12 protein-coding genes and 3 pseudogenes are annotated in these 16,926 nt (G+C 48.8%); 9 read left to right on the forward strand and 6 right to left on the reverse strand.

From position 1 onward, the window contains the following. The 3 genes from AACZ19_RS18175 to AACZ19_RS18185 form a co-directional block, all read right to left on the reverse strand. The coding region (locus tag AACZ19_RS18175; RefSeq protein WP_339635926.1) for a biotin/lipoyl-binding protein at positions 1 to 449 on the reverse strand (449 nt) is incomplete at its 3' end. Between the two features lie 24 nt (positions 450 to 473). Then, positions 474 to 956 (reverse strand): transcriptional regulator SlyA, encoded by a 483-nt coding sequence (gene slyA, locus AACZ19_RS18180; protein ID WP_339635927.1) that lies wholly within the window; start codon positions 954 to 956, stop codon positions 474 to 476. Positions 957 to 1,472: 516 nt separating this feature from the next. Next, a complete protein-coding gene (locus tag AACZ19_RS18185) occupies positions 1,473 to 2,447 on the reverse strand; it encodes an IS110 family transposase (protein ID WP_339635928.1) in 975 nt (324 codons plus the stop codon). Between the two features lie 262 nt (positions 2,448 to 2,709). Between AACZ19_RS18185 and AACZ19_RS18190 the strand changes: the two are divergent. Then, a pseudogene (locus tag AACZ19_RS18190) lies at positions 2,710 to 3,416 on the forward strand (IS6 family transposase). Positions 3,417 to 3,549: 133 nt separating this feature from the next. Beyond that, positions 3,550 to 4,483, forward strand: a pseudogene (locus AACZ19_RS18195) (IS110 family transposase). A gap of 520 nt (positions 4,484 to 5,003) precedes the next feature. Here AACZ19_RS18195 and AACZ19_RS18200 read toward each other — a convergent pair. Then, positions 5,004 to 5,438, reverse strand: coding sequence for an IclR family transcriptional regulator C-terminal domain-containing protein (locus AACZ19_RS18200; protein WP_339635935.1), 435 nt, complete (start codon positions 5,436 to 5,438; stop codon positions 5,004 to 5,006). A gap of 113 nt (positions 5,439 to 5,551) precedes the next feature. Between AACZ19_RS18200 and AACZ19_RS18205 the strand changes: the two genes are divergently transcribed. Both AACZ19_RS18205 and AACZ19_RS18210 read left to right on the forward strand, forming a co-directional pair. Next, positions 5,552 to 6,259 (forward strand): IS6 family transposase, encoded by a 708-nt coding sequence (locus AACZ19_RS18205; RefSeq protein WP_339635929.1) that lies wholly within the window; start codon positions 5,552 to 5,554, stop codon positions 6,257 to 6,259. Between the two features lie 92 nt (positions 6,260 to 6,351). Next, positions 6,352 to 7,623 carry a DUF2779 domain-containing protein gene (locus tag AACZ19_RS18210; protein ID WP_339635930.1) on the forward strand — a complete coding sequence of 424 codons (1,272 nt, stop codon included), beginning with the start codon at positions 6,352 to 6,354 and terminating at the stop codon, positions 7,621 to 7,623. Between the two features lie 345 nt (positions 7,624 to 7,968). Here AACZ19_RS18210 and AACZ19_RS18215 read toward each other — a convergent pair whose 3' ends face one another. After that, positions 7,969 to 9,267, reverse strand: coding sequence for a DUF5623 domain-containing protein (locus AACZ19_RS18215; RefSeq protein ID WP_339635931.1), 1,299 nt, complete (start codon positions 9,265 to 9,267; stop codon positions 7,969 to 7,971). Between the two features lie 778 nt (positions 9,268 to 10,045). On the opposite strand from AACZ19_RS18215, the gene AACZ19_RS18220 reads away from it, so the two are divergent. The 3 genes from AACZ19_RS18220 to AACZ19_RS18230 all read left to right on the forward strand — a co-directional run bounded on the left by AACZ19_RS18220 (position 10,046) and on the right by AACZ19_RS18230 (position 14,400). Beyond that, positions 10,046 to 11,368 (forward strand): DUF4365 domain-containing protein, encoded by a 1,323-nt coding sequence (locus AACZ19_RS18220; protein ID WP_339635932.1) that lies wholly within the window; start codon positions 10,046 to 10,048, stop codon positions 11,366 to 11,368. Further along, positions 11,368 to 12,825, forward strand: a complete 1,458-nt coding sequence (locus AACZ19_RS18225; protein ID WP_339635933.1) for a hypothetical protein — start codon at positions 11,368 to 11,370, stop codon at positions 12,823 to 12,825. Before AACZ19_RS18220 ends, AACZ19_RS18225 begins: the two co-directional genes overlap by 1 nt. Positions 12,826 to 13,731: 906 nt before the next feature. Beyond that, the gene (locus AACZ19_RS18230; RefSeq protein WP_293962683.1) at positions 13,732 to 14,400 is read left to right on the forward strand and encodes an isoprenylcysteine carboxylmethyltransferase family protein; all 669 of its coding nucleotides are present in this window, start codon (positions 13,732 to 13,734) and stop codon (positions 14,398 to 14,400) included. Positions 14,401 to 14,501: 101 nt separating this feature from the next. Here AACZ19_RS18230 and AACZ19_RS18235 read toward each other — a convergent pair. Then, positions 14,502 to 14,633: pseudogene (locus tag AACZ19_RS18235) on the reverse strand (IS6 family transposase); the annotation flags it as partial. Between the two features lie 271 nt (positions 14,634 to 14,904). Here AACZ19_RS18235 and AACZ19_RS18240 point away from each other — a divergent pair. Continuing rightward, complete coding sequence (locus AACZ19_RS18240) at positions 14,905 to 15,588, forward strand: hypothetical protein (protein ID WP_293962684.1); 684 nt, start codon at positions 14,905 to 14,907, stop codon at positions 15,586 to 15,588. Positions 15,589 to 16,103: 515 nt separating this feature from the next. Further along, on the forward strand, positions 16,104 to 16,802 hold the full coding sequence (locus AACZ19_RS18245) for a CBS domain-containing protein (protein ID WP_339635934.1): 699 nt from the start codon (positions 16,104 to 16,106) through the stop codon (positions 16,800 to 16,802). The last annotated feature ends 124 nt before the right edge of the window (positions 16,803 to 16,926 follow it).

Raw genomic sequence — 16,926 nt, forward strand, 5'->3', positions numbered from 1 at the left:
TGTTTGGCGGTAATACGACTTTGCGTCTGACGGTCGGTGAGTGCGATGCGCGCTTCGATTTCCTCGCGGCGGCGGGCAATTCCGGCGAGTTGCGCGTCAAGCTCCTCGACGCGGAGGCGGCTTTCCCGGTCGTCGATCCGGATCAAAACCCTGCCTCTCTGCGCGGTATCCCCCTCGGTCACTCCGAGCGCCGTCACCCAACCGGGAACCCGGCTGCTTATAGCAATGATGTCGGCGGCGACACGGGCGTCCGTCACAAAGACATGGGTGAACTGCTGATACAGCCACCAGCCGCCGCCTCCGAGAACGATCAGCGCCGCCAGGATCGCGCCATACAGTCGCCATGGCCGGGTGCGGGCAGGAGGTGAAGCCGCCTCTGAGCCAGCCTCCGTCTCCTTGTCGGGGGCTGTGCGCAGATCGGTTTCCGGATCGTCGCCCTGGTGCTCCATGCGGCTCACGCGCTGGTCCATGGCTCACCTGTCCATCGGGATTTCGTGCGTAGGCCGCACCGTCGTTTCCGCGCCACCCAGCTTGCCTGCGATTTGCTCGAAAACCGTCAGACAGGTCGTTACCTCGGCATGAGATATGCCGGTAAATATTTCCGCGCGAACCGCCGCTGTGGCTGCTTCGATTCGTTCCAGGATGGGGGCGGCTTCCGCGCGCAGGTGGACCGATTTGGTGCGACGGTCGGCGGCTTCTGCCCGGCGCTCGATCAGTCCTTCAGCCTCAAGCCGGTCCAGCGTGCGCACCAGGGTCGGCCCCCGTACCCCGACCGCCTCGGCCAATTCCCGCTGGGTTGCCGCTTCGGGCAAGCGAGAGAGATGTAACAGGGTTAACCAGCGGGATTCGGTGAGGCCGAACGCCGCCAGCCGCTGGTCGATCTCGGCGCGCCACAGCCGGGCGACCAGCCCGAGGCGGAGGCCGAATTGTTCCTGATTGTTGAGAGGCTTCATCATCTCATTGCCTGACTGGTTGCGTTGCTATATTATAATAGATAGCCATCTATCGAATGTCGAGAAATAAAGCCCGGATGGCTGCCCCGTCCGTAGAGCCGGGCCGGGAAAGGTGTTCCACCGCGATCACGAAAAGGAGAACCACGATGTACCGGACGATCCTCCTGGCGGCACTGTCATGTGTGGACGTATATGGACACCTGCCTGATTGCAACGGTGCTCTTGGTTTGGATGGCTGAGCTGCAACTGCTTTCGTATATTCGGCTTCCAATGTTTTACGCGGTATCGATGCGTAAAGAGCCACAATGGTTTTTCGCACGCCTTTCCCTCAACGGCTCCGAGACATGATCTGTTGATCTGCCGGTCCACACAACAGGTTCAAAAGGCGGCGGTGCAACCGCTTCTCCATTCCTTGATGCCACGTTGCAATAGCGGTGGGCAACCTCCTATTCAGACTTTTTATGCGACTGCCGACACTGTTCGGCTCTGATCGTAGTCTTCGCCGTGTCGCAGCAAGGCCTAGACAATGCGGGCATTCTTGTTGGCGAGCGCTACATCGGTCACATTATAAGGCCTGCGTTCGCACAGTTTCTGCAGCAACCGACTTCGCGGATCCTTTTTGTGGCGAATTCGCCCAAGAGCGGATCTGGCACCGTGGATCAGCAACGTCCGGAGATATCGATCGCCGCGTTTGGAGATACCAAGCAGGCGTGTTTTCCCGCCACTCGAATGGTGCCTTGGCACCAGCCCGAGCCAAGCCGCGAACTGGCGCCCGTTTCGGAACGACGACGCGTTACCGGCTGCGGCCACTAGCGCTGTGGCTGTTACCGGACCAATCCCTTCGATGCGTAAAAGACGCTGACACACCTCGCTATTACGGCAAAGCTGCCTGATCTGTCGATCATAAACGCGAACCCGATCATCCGAGACCAACAGTTCTTTGTGAAGATCATGCATAAGTGAACGGAGCAACGGATCTAGGTCAATTTTTTCGGAAGCCAAAATCTCGGGCAGCCGTCGTCGCAGGCTGGCAAGGTTCCGGGCCACAACAATGCCAAACTCCGCCAGGATGCCGCGGATCTGATTGGCCAGTGCGGTTCGATTTTCGACCAGTCGCGTGCGAACCCGATGCGTCGCCTGAATACTCAACTGTTCACCGGTTTTAATTGTAACAAAACGCATGCTGGGTCGACTGGCCGCCTCGCATATTGCTCCTGCATCATTCGGGTCGCTCTTGTTTGTTTTGACATAAGGTTTGACAAATTGAGGACTGATTAAACGGGTTGCATGGCCCAAGTCAGCAATCTCGCGAGCCCAATAATGCGCGCCAGAGCATGCTTCCATGGCAACCAGGCAGGGCGATATATTGGCGAAAAAAATACCAACCTGATCACGTCGCAGAGTTTTTCTTAGAACCGTTTTATCCCGCTCATCAACGCCATGAACTTCAAAAACATTCTTTGCTAAATCCAATCCAATACGAGTCAAGGCCATTTCTGTTCTCCTTTAAATATGGGTTATACCCACACTCGAGGATGCCATAAAACTCAAGGGCGGGTGTCCATACCATTGGCTCCGTTTTTGCAAGGGATAAATTGAAGTAATTCTGATCAAAGCGGGTTGCGGTCATGATGTATGCGAGATTTCCTCTTTCACTTCATAATGTCGAAAACCCTCTCCATGAACGAGGCATCGACATGGTACCGTCAGAAGAAAATAGCTTGAGGGGCGTTTGATCGTCGACTAGCTTCCGAGTATGACAAAACTGAACCCTTTCCGCTATTTCAAGACATCGCCCGAGATCATCCGCTTGGCCGTGATGATGTATGTCAGGTTTCCGCTTTCACTTCGCAATGTTGAAGATTTGCTTCATGAACGCGGCATCGATATCTGTCACGAAACAGTCCGATATTGGTGGAATAAATTTGGTCCAATGTTTGCGGGTGAGATCCGTAAGAACGACTTCATCCTCCCCGGAATCATTCCAACTGGCGATGGCATCTGGATGAAGTTTTTGTCAAAATCAATGGCGAAACACATTACCTGTGGCGTGCCGTCGACCACGAAGGAGAAATGCTGGAAGCCTTTGTTTCCAAGCGACGCGACCGCAAAGCAGCAAAGGTTTTCCTTAAAAAAATAATGAAACTCTACGGTCAACCTCAAGTGATTGTAACGGATAGATTACGTTCATATCGTGCCGCTATGAAGATCATCGGAAATGCTGAAGTTCAAGAGGTTGGTCGGTGGAAGAACAATCGCTGTGAAAATTCACACCTGCCATTTCGACGACGAGAGCAGGCGATGCTGAAATTTCGGCACCTCCGAAGTCTGCAGAAATTTGTCTCAATCCATGTATCCGTCCACAACCACTTCAACCATGAGCGCCACCTAAACAATAGAGAAACATTTAAGCTTCAAAGAAATGCCGCACTGGTCGAGTGGCAGCAACTTAGCGCGACATAGTAGGGGCACCGTTACACCATTTTGCGCCATATAGAGACTACGTCGCATTCGTCTGATGTTGTGGATGGCGCTTCGCCGCGTCATTTGATGTATCCTGTACGGGTACATATAACCTCTAACCGGAGCCACGATCATGAAGAAGATCACAACAATTGGACTTGATATAGCAAAGAATGTTTTTCAGCTTCACGGCATCGACGAGAACGGCGAGGTGGTCTTACGCAAATCCGTCCGACGGAGACAAGTGATAACATTCTTCAGTAATCTATCCGCCTGCCTATGTAAAGCCGTACCTGCGTCGACAAAAGAATGATGCGGCTGATGCTGCGGCAATATGTGAAGCCGTTACACGACCTTCCATGAGGTTCGTCCCCGTAAAGAACGAAGAACAACAAGCAACACTGATGTTGCATAGTGCCCGGGAACTGCTGGTCTCGTAGCGGACCGCTTTGATCAATGCCGTGCGCGGACATTTTGCTGAATTTGGTATGGTTGTTTCTCAAGGGGCTCGCAATGTTCACCTCCTCATTACCATTATTCTTGAAGAAGATAATGATGATCTTAGCGTGAGCGCCCGCTCGGCACTTCTGCCTTTGGCGACAGCATTGCTCGATTTAGACACACAAATTAGCAAACTGAGTAAAGCCATTCTCATAGCCCATCGCAGAAGCGAGGTGAGTGTGCGCCTCGCGACCATTCCCGGTATTGGTCCGATTGTCGCCTCCAGCCTATTCAAATGCGGACGGGAGTTTGCAGCTTATCTGGGCCTGGTTCCCCGGCAGCACTCAACGGGCGGCAAATCTCGACTGGGCCGCATCACAAAAATGGGGAACCGGCATTTACGAAAGTTGCTTGTTGTTGGCGCCCATGCAGCCCTCTACAGCATCAAGTCAGGCAAAACCAACACGCCGCTTGCCATATGGGCTCGATCGCTTTTGGCTAAAAAACCTTTCAAGCTCGTTGCCGTCGCACTGGCCAACAAGATGGCCCGTATCGCATGGGTGGTTATGGCACAAGAGACGACATACAACCCGATGTTCAAGGAAGCGTCCTCACAAAGGACTTAAGGAAAAGTAATATTTAGAATTTGCCCCTATTGGGCATTATAGTTGGCGGAGTGATTACGTGATGATGTGAAACAAAGGCGACATGGAAATCGTCAGGACTGAAAAACCCGAGGTGCTGTCTTGCGCCACTCAAGCGCGATAGTCTGATAGGGATCAGGTCCAGCGAAAAACATCAGGGCCGGCGGTTGTAAGATAAAAGCCGCGTTTAAAGGCCGGAGACATGACTGCACCCAGCCGCCGGAAAACATCACATTTTTACCTTGCCATAGGAGCGCCATCCAGACATGACAGCACCGTCTCAGTTCACACATCATTCCATAACCATTTCAACCTTGAGCGCCACCTAACCAACAGAGAAACATTCAAGCTCCAACGAAATGCCGCACTGGCTGAGTGGCAGCAACTTAGTGCGGTGTAACAGAAGCACTTTAGTCCTAATACTACTTCATGCGGAGGCGAGTTCGCACTCGCCTGACAGCACCTATAGATGACAACACCTGTCAGCGATCGACTGCAAGTTCTAACGCGGGGCGAGTTTTGTTATTTCATTAAACCAATCCACCAAATTCTCATCATTTTTCATTTGTAATATTAGGTCGTTCGCTTTACTTGCGGCCTTTAGAATTATGTTAACGATTAGTTTTTCGTTTATAAGTTCAAAACGCGAAGCAGAAAATATCATTGAAAGGCTACCAGGCGGATTGGTTGCCAACGCCGCCGAGATGCCAACATATCCCTGATCCAATTCACTTTTTGAAATGGCATAACCATTGCGCCGGATCATTTTGATCTCAGCGTATAGGGTCTCCCAATCGGGGCTAAAGGCCGAACTTTGAACCTGTTCGATGTTCTCTTCAAAGAGCCGGCGTAACTTCGCTTTTGGCAACGATGCAAGAATGAGCTTTGACGGTGCTCCCAGGAACAATGGCATGCGCCGACCTCTGCTGTAACTCAGGTATAGATGCTCTTGACCACGCTCATGATGGCTAACTACCGTCCGTCCCTGATAATGGTGCTGTCAGAGGAAAACTGCTTGATGGGGATTTGCTCGTCGACTAGCCTCCGAGCATGACAAAAAAGAACCCATTTCGCTATTTCAAAACCTCTCCTGAAATCATCCGCCTTGCGGTAATGATGTACGTCAGGTTTCCCCTTTCTCTTCGCAATGTTGAAGACCTTCTTCATGAACGGGGCATTGATATTTGTCATGAAACAGTCCGCTATTGGTGGAATAAATTTGGTCCAATGTTTGCTGGTGAGATCCGGAAGAAACGACTTTATCCTTCCCAAAATCATTCCAACTGGCGATGGCATATGGACGAAGTATTTGTGAAGATCAACGGAGAAACTCATTATCTGTGGCGAGCCGTTGATCACGAGGGGGAAGTGTTGGAATGCTTTGTTTCTAAGCGCCGCGATCGTAAGGCAGCCCTGGTGTTTCTTAAGAAAATTATGAAACGGTACGGAAAACCATCTGAAATAGTAACGGATAGATTACGTTCATATCGTGCTGCGATGAAGGTAGTTGGTAATGAAGCATCGCAAGAAACAGGCCGTTGGAAGAACAATCGCTGTGAAAACTCCCATCTCCCATTCCGACGAAGAGAACAGGCGATGTTGCAATTCAGGCGCCGGCGAAGTTTGCAGAAATTCGTATCAGTCCACGCATCAGTCCATAACCACTTCAACACCGAACGCCATCTCAACTCAAGAACCACATTTAAAGTTCAACGCGACGTTGCTCTTGCTGAGTGGCGACAACTTGGTGCTGCATAATTGAGGTACTTTTTTATGCCATTTTATGCCAAACAGAGACTACGTCGCATTAGTCTGACAGCACCCGCGAAGGTTATGAAGTTGAAGAGTATGTGCGACAGCTTCTTGTAAAAAATAGTCTGGGGAATATTGATTTTCAGAAGGCCTTTGAAACCGAAGACGGATTATTTGCAAGGGCGGATGCCTTCGAGATCACTAAAGACGAACGAGCTATACTTTGTGAGGTGAAATCGTCAACTCGCATTAAAACGGATAATATCCATAGCCACCTAAAAGATGCGTGTTTTCAATTGATAACAGCCGAAAGGTCCGGGCAAGCAATTGAGCAGGTGAAAATAATTCATCTTGATGGCTCTTATATCCGAAAAGGAAACATCGTACCGCAAGATCTCCTGCATATCGAGGATGTGACTGAGAGGGTGAGAGAAATTTATGATGAAACTGAAATCGAGATTAATCAGGCGATAACATTGTTGAGAGAAGAGGAAATTGACCGAAAAGGATGTTCTTGTATTTCTAAATCCCGAGCAAATCACTGCGATACATTTAAATATTTCAACCCTAATGTTCCTAAACAGTCGATTTACATACTACCACGCCTTAACGACAACAGGCGTCGCGAACTGATTGATAAGGATGTCTTTGACCTTCAGGATGTTAAAACTGATTTTCCGCTTTCAGAGTTACAATCTGTCGTATTACGGGCGGCCCAAACTGGTGAGCCACAAATTGATCGAGCTGCAATTCGAGGATTTTTAAATACTTTTCAATTTCCCCTCCACTTCTTTGACTTTGAAACATTTGCTTCTGCCATACCGTTGGTTGATGGTAGCAGTCCCCATAAACATTTCCCGGTGCAGTATTCTCTGCATACATTGGATGAGGACGGCACTCTAAATCACAAAGAATTCCTTCAAAGAGAACTGCAATTGCCGGGTAATTTGGTTGCTCAAATGCAACAAGATTTTGGTGAGGACGGGAGCGTAGTATCTTGGCATGCGTCTTTCGAGAAAACGCAGAATAGAGAAATGGCAAAGTGGTTTCCCGATAGCGCCGATTTTCTCAAACAATTGAATGATCGAATGGTTGACCTGAAAGACGTTTTCAAGATGTCTTACGTGGACGCTAAGTTTGGTGGATCGACCTCCATTAAAAAAGTTCTGCCTGTCGTGTGCCCACATCTAGGATACGATGATTTAGATGTCCAAGATGGCACTTCCGCGATGGACGCGTGGCAAAGAATGATCAATGCAAAAGGTGAGGAAGCTGATCAACTTGCAGCCAATCTTCTTGAGTACTGCAAACTTGATACATTTGCGATGGTTGAAATCCACCGCTTTTTAATGGCACTTTCAAATGACTAAAGAAGGCACAGCTTATTCCTGATTGTTACTAGTTGTAATGCGCAGAAAGCCGTCCGCCGAAATTTGCAAAGGATTCGGTGTGTGAACAACTGAAAAATTGGATGGTTGGTAAGCCTGTATAAATAAATTTAGTCGGAATAATTTGGATTTTCCAGCCAACGTCAAAAACGCATTGGGTGAAGAAATGCTCCGAAATACATTGCTGCATATCGTTAACAACTATGATGCGGCTACAATAGTGCAATACAACTGGGGACCAGGGCACCGAGCAATGCTAAGAAACGAAAATTCGCACTCCTTCTATTTGAAAATGGGCGAACCAATTAATCGGTAGAAATATGATTGTTAATCGTCAAGCTTGCTGACTATGTCAATTGACGTATCAATCTTCTTAGTCATTTTTCTTAATGGTTCACAATCGACATAGGCTTGCTGCAAAGCTCTCTTGATGTCATTCAGCAGCTCGATATTTCCTTTAACAGTCCGAGCCTTTAGCACATAAGGATCATCATCTGAAATGCCTCCATAGTAAAACAGATCATACTTGTCTGTTTCTTCTCGGCTACGCTCTGCAAAAAACCAATCTTCGAGTTTGCTTCTAATAGAACTTAGCCTCGTATTAACGGCCCACTGTTTTTGGCCAGACTGAAGGACAGCTTTTATCATCCTTGCTACATTTTGATGAGCAGCAATCGGCATGATTGCATTTGGCCGGCGATCATTGAAAGGAGACTGTAATTGCATTGGAACAGTTTTTTTACTTGATAGCCGCCAAACTGTTCCCTTCGCTTTAGCCCGTCGTTTGTCTTTGGATGATTTTGCCTGAGGACTAACGAATGTGTCATGCCCTTTAACGGAGACTCCATCCCAGACATCTTCCGTAATGGGTTCAGGCAGAGCATCAATCTTAGACATGAGGTTTTGAAAATCGTATTTGGTCGAAGCGTCTGTAGCTACAAACAAACTGCAATCATGTGGGTAGTACATTCCTGGCCATTTTGATGCTTGCAAATGCCAGTTGTGTTTTTTAGCCCAAGCAACCCGATTGCTCTCAACCGTAGCAGCCAGATAAGGCTCATCAATTAGAATAAACTGACCCGTTTCGGGATCATACCAGTCAGTCGAATGATCACTCTTTGGGAGTTTGTTGTTGTGATCCCTTTTTGGGTAAGCTGCATAAGAGTCTCTTGATGGTTTCAGACCTGTAGCTTCCATAAAACGAAGCGCTCTGACAGCTTTACAAATTGCTTTTCGGGCCACTTCCTGTGAGGGAATTACATCGTCATTCACAAGGTGATCTCGTGCTGCCAGCCTAAACCACCCTAATCCCCTTACGATTTTCAGCTCCGACTTGGTTGCAATCTCGTGTAGAGGTTTGGAGATTTCTATTTCAAGCGTTTCTCGTCCAATTGAAAAATAATTTCTATCGTACCAATAGACTGTGAGGAAAAGCTGGCCTTCCTTTGCTGCAGTATCAGGTCGATCTTGAAGCTGCCTTCGTGCATGCGCGTAGTTCTCAAACGATGCCACTTTGGCAGCAACGTCTAATGCTTCGTGATGTGGTAGACCCTTAGCTTTTTTGAGCTGTTTTGCGAAACGTTTAATGCCATCAAGAGAGGATGGCTGAATATTCTCATTCAACATTGTCGTTCTCCTGGCCTGTAGATAAGCGTCGCCCGTCAACCACTTTTCAAGCCAAAACAATAACATTGAAAAGAGAAATATTTATAAAGTAGTGCTGTCTACAGCTTTGCAATGACGGGCGGCCAGCTTCTACCAAGAGCAGAAGAAGCCTATTTCAATAACAACGAAAATGCAAGTATCTTGCTTGAAGTTATTCACTTCAAACAACATGATAATGCCTTTCTACGAACTGTCTCATAGGAACTGCCAGAGTAAAATGACCAAACGCTAAAATGAAGAGCGGAGTAAATGTTCAGGCAGCGAACTGACGCTAATCTGCAAGGGCAGTTTCTCGATTGGGTTTGAATTGTCGTCGGCTAGTGAGGTGGCGTTCCAAATTAAAATGAATATGAACTGAAGAATGGATCTAGACAAATTTCTGCAATGACTTTGTACTTCTGAATTTGATCATTGTTCGTTCCCTTCGTCGGAAGGGTTGATGTGAGTTTTCAGCCCGATTGTTTAACCATCGCCCTGTTTGCTGTTGATCAGTGTCGCCTATTTCTTTCATTGCCGCTCGAGATGAGCGAAGCTTATCTGCCACAATAACCTTTGGACCGCCATATCGCTTCATTGCTTTCTTCAGATACTTCAGCACAGCGCTTCGATTGCGGCGCTTTGTGACAAAAGCTGCTAGAGCTTTTCCTTCATGATTAACGGCTCTCCAAAGGTCAAATCAAAGACAAAACGCAAGCATATTTTAGTACCAAATGTTCCCTGAATGTTCTATGGTGCAAGTATGTCGAAGACTATTACACCGAACCAAATACTTGGAGAAATTGGTGAAACGGCAGCGCGCCTGCGATTTCTGAATATCGGCTTTCAGTTTGACGGCCGCTCGCGCCTTGAAGCTGGGATTGATGGTATTGCCGAGGTGATGGACGACGGCCGACCGCTGGCGCGGATGATCGCTGTCCAGGTGAAGGCCGCAGAGTCTGGAACATATTCTTCGGAAGATGACCAAGGCTTCACATACCTGCTGAGAAGCAAGGACTTGGAATACTGGCGCGGATCAAATCTGCCGGTGATCATCGTTCTCTATCGCAAGTCAGATGAATCATTTTACTGGCAGGAGGTGCCCAGCGGTTTCACTGAGGGTGAGCGCCGACTTCGATTTAGCAAAGACGGTGACGTTCTTAACCGAGACGCAGTCGATCGGCTTGCCGCCCTTACAGTTTCCAAGACCGGATTTGGATATTACGTTCCGCCGCTGGGTGGCGGCGAAGAAGCGCTCGTCAATATTCTGCCCGTCAAACTGCCATCGGAAATCTTTGTGACCTCAACACCCCATACCGGGAAGAAAGCGGTAGCGATGCTGCTCGAAGGTGATGAGCCGGCGCGCTTCGATTGGGTTATACAGGGTGGTTCATTCTGGTCGTTCCATGATCCGCGAACATCTGTGTGCCGCAACATTATCGATGTTGATCAAGTCGAGGCGGTTGAGACGAACTATCTGGCGTTCCACGAAAACCCCGATGAGCAAAACAACTTCGCGTTTCTTCTGAAAAACACCCTCAAGCACCAAGTTTGGGAAGATCTGGGCTGGCACAAGGAGAACAGGCTATTCTATTTCAGGGCGCTTCAGCCCAATCAGTCACGCACTTACTCCTACGAGTCGTCGAAAAAGAAGACGAGTGCCGACGTCGTCAATGTCATCACTAGTAAGAAGGAAGAGGGGCGCGTGGATTTTGTGCGTCACCATGCCTTCGTTCCGCGGTTCGAGCTGCTTGATGACCAGTGGTTCCTAGTAATAACACCAACCTATTTTTTTACAACCAACGGATTTACACCGCATTCCTATCCTCAAGCTCTCCTTTCCGGAAAAAAAAGGATGGATAACAGTGCCTCGCTGCGCGGGCAGGTAATCATGTGGCACCGCTTCCTCACCCAGTCTGACGGCGCCATAGATGACCTCTTCGGGCAGGAAGCAGGGTCCGAACCATGCCTGCGCTTCGGTGAGTCGCCACAAGTCGCTCTCGAAACGCGGGTGCCTGAAGATGTCTGGGGCTCGCCGAAGAAAAAGGCTGAAGAGTCTGATGATCAGCAAAGGCTCGCGGTGTGATGGATTTCGAAAGCAAAATATTCGAAGAGCCTGAGTTGGAGTTTGGTGACAAGCATCACCACCCGGACCCGCGGCTGGGCCTTGTTGAAGCTGGACCACTGCAACCTCCTTTGGGAGATGTGATCCGGATTGCTGTCGTCGGTAGTGCCAAGACTGTCGAGGATACGCAAAAGTTCCTAGTCGATGCTGCGGCTGGCTTTCAGGGTAAAACCGAGAGGCATCCGAACCTACACCCTGATTTTCCGGGGCTTGGCAATCTCAATCCCTTTCGTTGCCGGTTCGAGATGCAGGATGGCGCTACTGCGGCCCTTTCTCAAAGCAAAATCGAGAAGATCAGGAAGGAGCCGGACCATCGCAATGCTGTGGAGATGGCTGTCGAGGAGATCGTCTCGGAATTGCAGACTCTCGACGAGAGCAGCCATCGCCCGGACGTGGCGATCGTCGCACTTCCCGTCGCTTTGATTGAGCGTGTCTGGAACGCAAAGGTCGATTCAAAAAGCACAACGGAGAAAGAAGATAGTAGCGGTTCCGATGCCCCAAATTTCCGCGGCTTGCTCAAAGCGCGAACCATGGGGTTGAGCTATCCGGTCCAGATTGTCTGGGAGGATGTAATCGACGAGAAGGCCTCCATTCCCCGTAAGATCAAGGAAAGCCGCGATCGTGATATACAGGATTTAGCCGATAGAACCTGGAACCTCGTGACGACGCTTTATTACAAAGGTAGCAGCCGTATTCCCTGGCGCCGCATGCCTCGTGAGGGCGAATATGCGGCTTGCTATGTCGGGATCAGTTTTTACCGGGAAGCAGGCGGCCAGCAGCTTTTCACAAGCGCTGCTCAAATGTTCGATGAACGCGGCCGTGGTTTTATTCTAAAGGGTAAGCGCGCGCAGACCGAAAGCCGCGGTCGTCATCCCTATATGACCTCTAACGATGCCTACGATCTGACTTCTCAAGTGCTCTCAGCGTATAAAAATCACCATAAGCATTTCCCAGCGCGGGTCATTATCCTGAAGACCTCTCGTTTCAGGGGTGATGAGGCAGAAGGTATTTTGAAGGCGCTTGATGAAGCTGGTACAGAGTTCCGGGACTTGGTCTGGGTTCAGGAATCTTATTCGGTGAAGATACTTCGCGACGGCAACTACCCGGTTCTTCGCGGCACTTTTGTCAACCTTGCCGGTAAGGGTCTACTATACACAAATGGCAGCATTCCCTACTATGGCACGTATCCAGGCCTTTACGATCCCCGGCCATTACTGCTTTGCCCCCATGAAAGCTGCGATAGCACGATTTCACAGATAGCCGAGGAGATTTTTTCGCTGACTAAGATTAACTGGAATTCGACTCAGATGAATCAACGCCTTCCTATTCCGATCAGGGCCGCACGCAAGGTCGGAGAAGTCTTAAAATATATGGATGAAGGCCAAGCTGTCAGCGCCGATTACCGCAGATACATCTGAACCTATTTTATCGAACCATCACGCATTGTCCTGTTATCAGACATGTCCGGCATTTCAGGAGCCGTCCATAGATGACAACGCCTTTCCATAGTCACGGTGGCGACGTTATCATACGAAACTGTGCGGAAGGCGGCCTGAGAGTTGAGGCATATTTGCTGCTCTGATCGGCTTTCTTCTTTGTTTGATCGACGCATTTGTAACAATTTGTAACCGCCCCTTAGCCTGTCATCAATTGTGACCGAAATATGCGGTCTTCGCCTCGACATGTCATTCCGGCTAGATAAGTATAGTTGCGTCAAACTATAAATTTTAATGCACGGATAGCTGACAAAATGAGTTCACTTTTCAATTTTTTTGATGATGCGATTTTCTTGTGGCGCGCATAATCATGAGCCATAAATCAAAGCACAAGCATTCTGAAGATGAACAGATATCCCCTTCGAATAAACCGCAGGAAATGCTTTGGATCGCTCCAGAACGCAATATAGATCCTGTCTGCGGAACACAAGTGATCACAAATAAAGCGAAATCGGCTGTTCACAATGGTTCAGCTTATTATCCGTGTTCGCGAGAGTGTCGGGAAATTTTTGAGGTAGGCTCAGAAACGTATCTCGGTATCGAGAACTTACAAATTCTATCCTATGGATCGGGGCCGACATATGCTTGGCTTAGTCGCAGAAAATATTTCTGAAATGCGTCACGAATTCCGCATAAGAAGCCAATACAGTTTCCGACTGCCGGTTGTGGCGCTCGGGAGGAGCCTCGGGTTGTTCTTTGTCATCACGTTTATTGGGTGGGCGACGCCAGCTTCAATCCAATGCGTGTCCGATTCGGACAGCGATGTGCTGGATCCGAGCCAGGTAAGCCAAAGGCAAAAAATTGGCTGGATTACTAATGGATCAAACCATGAATGAATCTTTTAACCACGCTGGAACCTGGGGCATCGCACTGATCGTTGTCGTCTTGGTGTCTTGGTTTTTCTATCGCAATTTCGCGCCGAAGAACTGGCGGGAATGGGTCGGCGCCGGGGCGGTTCAGGCCTTTATCATCGCGCTTTATGCAGAAATGTATGGCTTTCCGCTCACCATCTATCTGTTGGTGCGTTTTTTCGGTCTGGATAGCGAATATGTCAGCGCCAGCCTATGGTCGACCCTGGTAGGGTTCGGCGAAACCGGCATGTTAATTTCAATGCTGCTAGGCTATGCGCTCGCCTTTATCGGGATTGGTCTCTTTATTCAGGGGTGGCGTCAGGTCCACAAGGCACGAGGCGAAAACCGTCTGGTGACAGACGGTTTGTATGCGTATGTGCGGCATCCGCAGTACACAGGGCTGTTTATTGCCCTGTTCGGAGAAGGCGTGGTGCATTGGCCAACGCTTTTCTCGGTCGGCCTTTTTCCGGTGATCGTGCTTGTCTACACATGGCTGGCTCTGCGAGAGGAACAGCAGGTACTCAAGCAGTTCGGCGAAGCTTACCGCGCCTATCAGCGGCAGGTGCCAATGTTCATCCCTCGTTGGGGCCGCTGGCGTCAACTGGCGGCCGCTTCACGAGACAGCAAAGATGACGAGGCAACGTGAAGCATTATCTTATGCAGCACGATCATTGCTTGGACGGGTAGACAACATATCCGCTGGTTATGCGTGCGCCATCCAGACATGACAATGCCGTTTCATAGGCAGATATCCAGGCCTCGTTCGGCCATTAGATCCTCAACATCTCGATATCTCAGCGTAAATTGGGCGTAAAGCTAAACAGCGTGCTGAATTATTTGAGGAGAAAAACGATGGCGGAGATAGGAGATAATATTCATCGACTGAGATTAGATCTGCATTAATTTCATTGCTACAAAGTTAATGTGACAACGCCTACAGCGCGCATGGCGGAAAAACACCCTATGAATCCCTCAGGGAAAAACTACATTATGAACAGGAAGGGTTCGATGAGTCGGCGCCTATTACAGTTAGTATGCTCAGCGGATATCCCATGGAGTATGACGGACATGCTTAATTTCTAACGCTAGAAGAGAAAACGAAATACGGATATTTAAATTTTTGTATAAAGGATTGCTTCGGCGTAGTGCTATGAAAGCGCTACAAGGACGATTATTGCAGCCTGAAAGCCCTGAACTGGGAAGATGGTTACATGATGATGTAGAACAAATGCTTGAAGCGACATGGAGCCGAGTCGCAGTTTTATTGCATACAGCTAATCTCGAACGAATTCCAACGTTGGGAAATCGTCATAATGTATTTCTTGCCGTAGTTACTACAGCTGCTTTTCAGGCTTTAGTTGAGAATAATCAGACGAAACAGCATGCAAGTGATCTTGTCGCAGATGTGGGTTGGAAAGTATATGAATTGGGTATCAAATTTGTCTCTCTTCCATTTCGGCTAACGACGCGCAATCCTAGAAAACGGATGGAAAGAACTATCAGGACACTGCTTAAGTTTCCATTTAATGCACCCGGCCGCCCCGGATATGAAGTCAAAGTTGAGAGTCAGGATTCCCAAATTTTAACTTACTGGTCCTCGTGTCCACCTCAGACTTTCGTTCGGAATTTAATCGAACGAGATGGTGATAAGGGAGAGCTGGAAGCTTTTTACAGATCCTGGTGCCTGTATGATTGGCCCGGTGCTGACATCATTGCAGGCGATGACGAGCGCGGACATTACCATAGGACTTCGACTTTATCAAAAGGCGACCCTGTTTGTAACATGTGCTGGAAGTACAAAATTATTACACAAGCACAGGACCATACTAATTAGTGTCCGTCTTCAGAACATTTGTCAGTAAGAGTTGCTTAAACGAAGTGAGGGCTTTGTCAGAGGAAAGTCGGCAAGCAATGAAAAGTGCTAGGGCGCCATTTTTTATGCGGCAAGCTGACGCTATTTTGCAAGTGCAGCTTCACGTTTGAGTGCGAAGTTTATGTGGTTAATGAGATGCCGCTCGTGATTGAAATGATTGTGAATTGAAGAATAAATTGAGACAAACTTCTGTAAAGACTTTGCGCTTCGAAATTTGATCATCGCTCGCTCTCTTCGGCGTCCATAGATGACAATGCCAATGAAACAATCCAAAAGGTGTCACTACAACGAACAGTGGACGGCTGTGAAGTGGCGCGCGCCGCGCCTAATATTGGCAAACGATTATACGAATGACATTACGGGCGGAACAATGTATGTTGACGCAGGCTTTCATATCGAAGGAATGGTGGTTCACCGATCGCTGACCTGAGACTCACAGATTACGGGGTGAGCGATGATCTAGGAGGTAAAGTTCAATGCAAGTAAAAGATATAATGACGACGACAGTCGCGACTGTGCAACCTGACACGGGCATACAAGAGATCGCAAAGCTATTGTTGGAGCGTAGAATAAGTGCCGCCCCTGTCGTTGATGCAAATGGCCAAATCCTCGGCATCGTAAGTGAAGGCGATCTTATGCGACGTTCTGAGACGGGAACCGATCGTCATCCGTCCTGGTGGCTGAGCCTTGTCGCCAGCCCGGAAGAAAGGGCGATAAACTACATCAAATCTCATGGTGGTCATGCAAGAGATATCATGACGAGCGATCTTATCTCCGTCAATGAAGATGCTTCGCTGGAAGAGGTGGCCAAAACGCTTGAAAAACACCGCATCAAGCGTCTGCCTGTGCTTCGCAATGGTAAGTTAATTGGTATCGTTAGCCGCGCCGATTTGTTGCGAGGTCTTATTGCCTTCCGAGCAGGGCGTAGTAGTTCAACGGATGATGAAGCGATCAGAGCGGCGGTCGAAGCCGAGCTATCAGAAGCTGATATCCGCCGAGAGTTCGTGAGTGTCGTAGTCTCCGGCGGAATCGTCCATCTGTGGGGTGCTGTTGAGTCTGATGCGGAAAAAAGGGCGGCCAGCATTGCGGCCGAACGTGTGTCAGGTGTGACGGATGTACAAGACGAAATCGGTATACTGCCGCCAAGTGTAAGATCCACTCTTTGGGCGGAATGAACAGCTGCTGTTCCTACTGATTGGTCAAAATAATTGTTGCATAAAATTGACGGTATCCGTTTATTGAGACCGCAATCATCTCGACGACGAACATACTCGCATTAATGCCAATGACGACCCACAA

The sequence above is a fragment of the uncultured Sneathiella sp. genome (assembly GCF_963973085.1).
GTDB lineage: Bacteria > Pseudomonadota > Alphaproteobacteria > Sneathiellales > Sneathiellaceae > Sneathiella.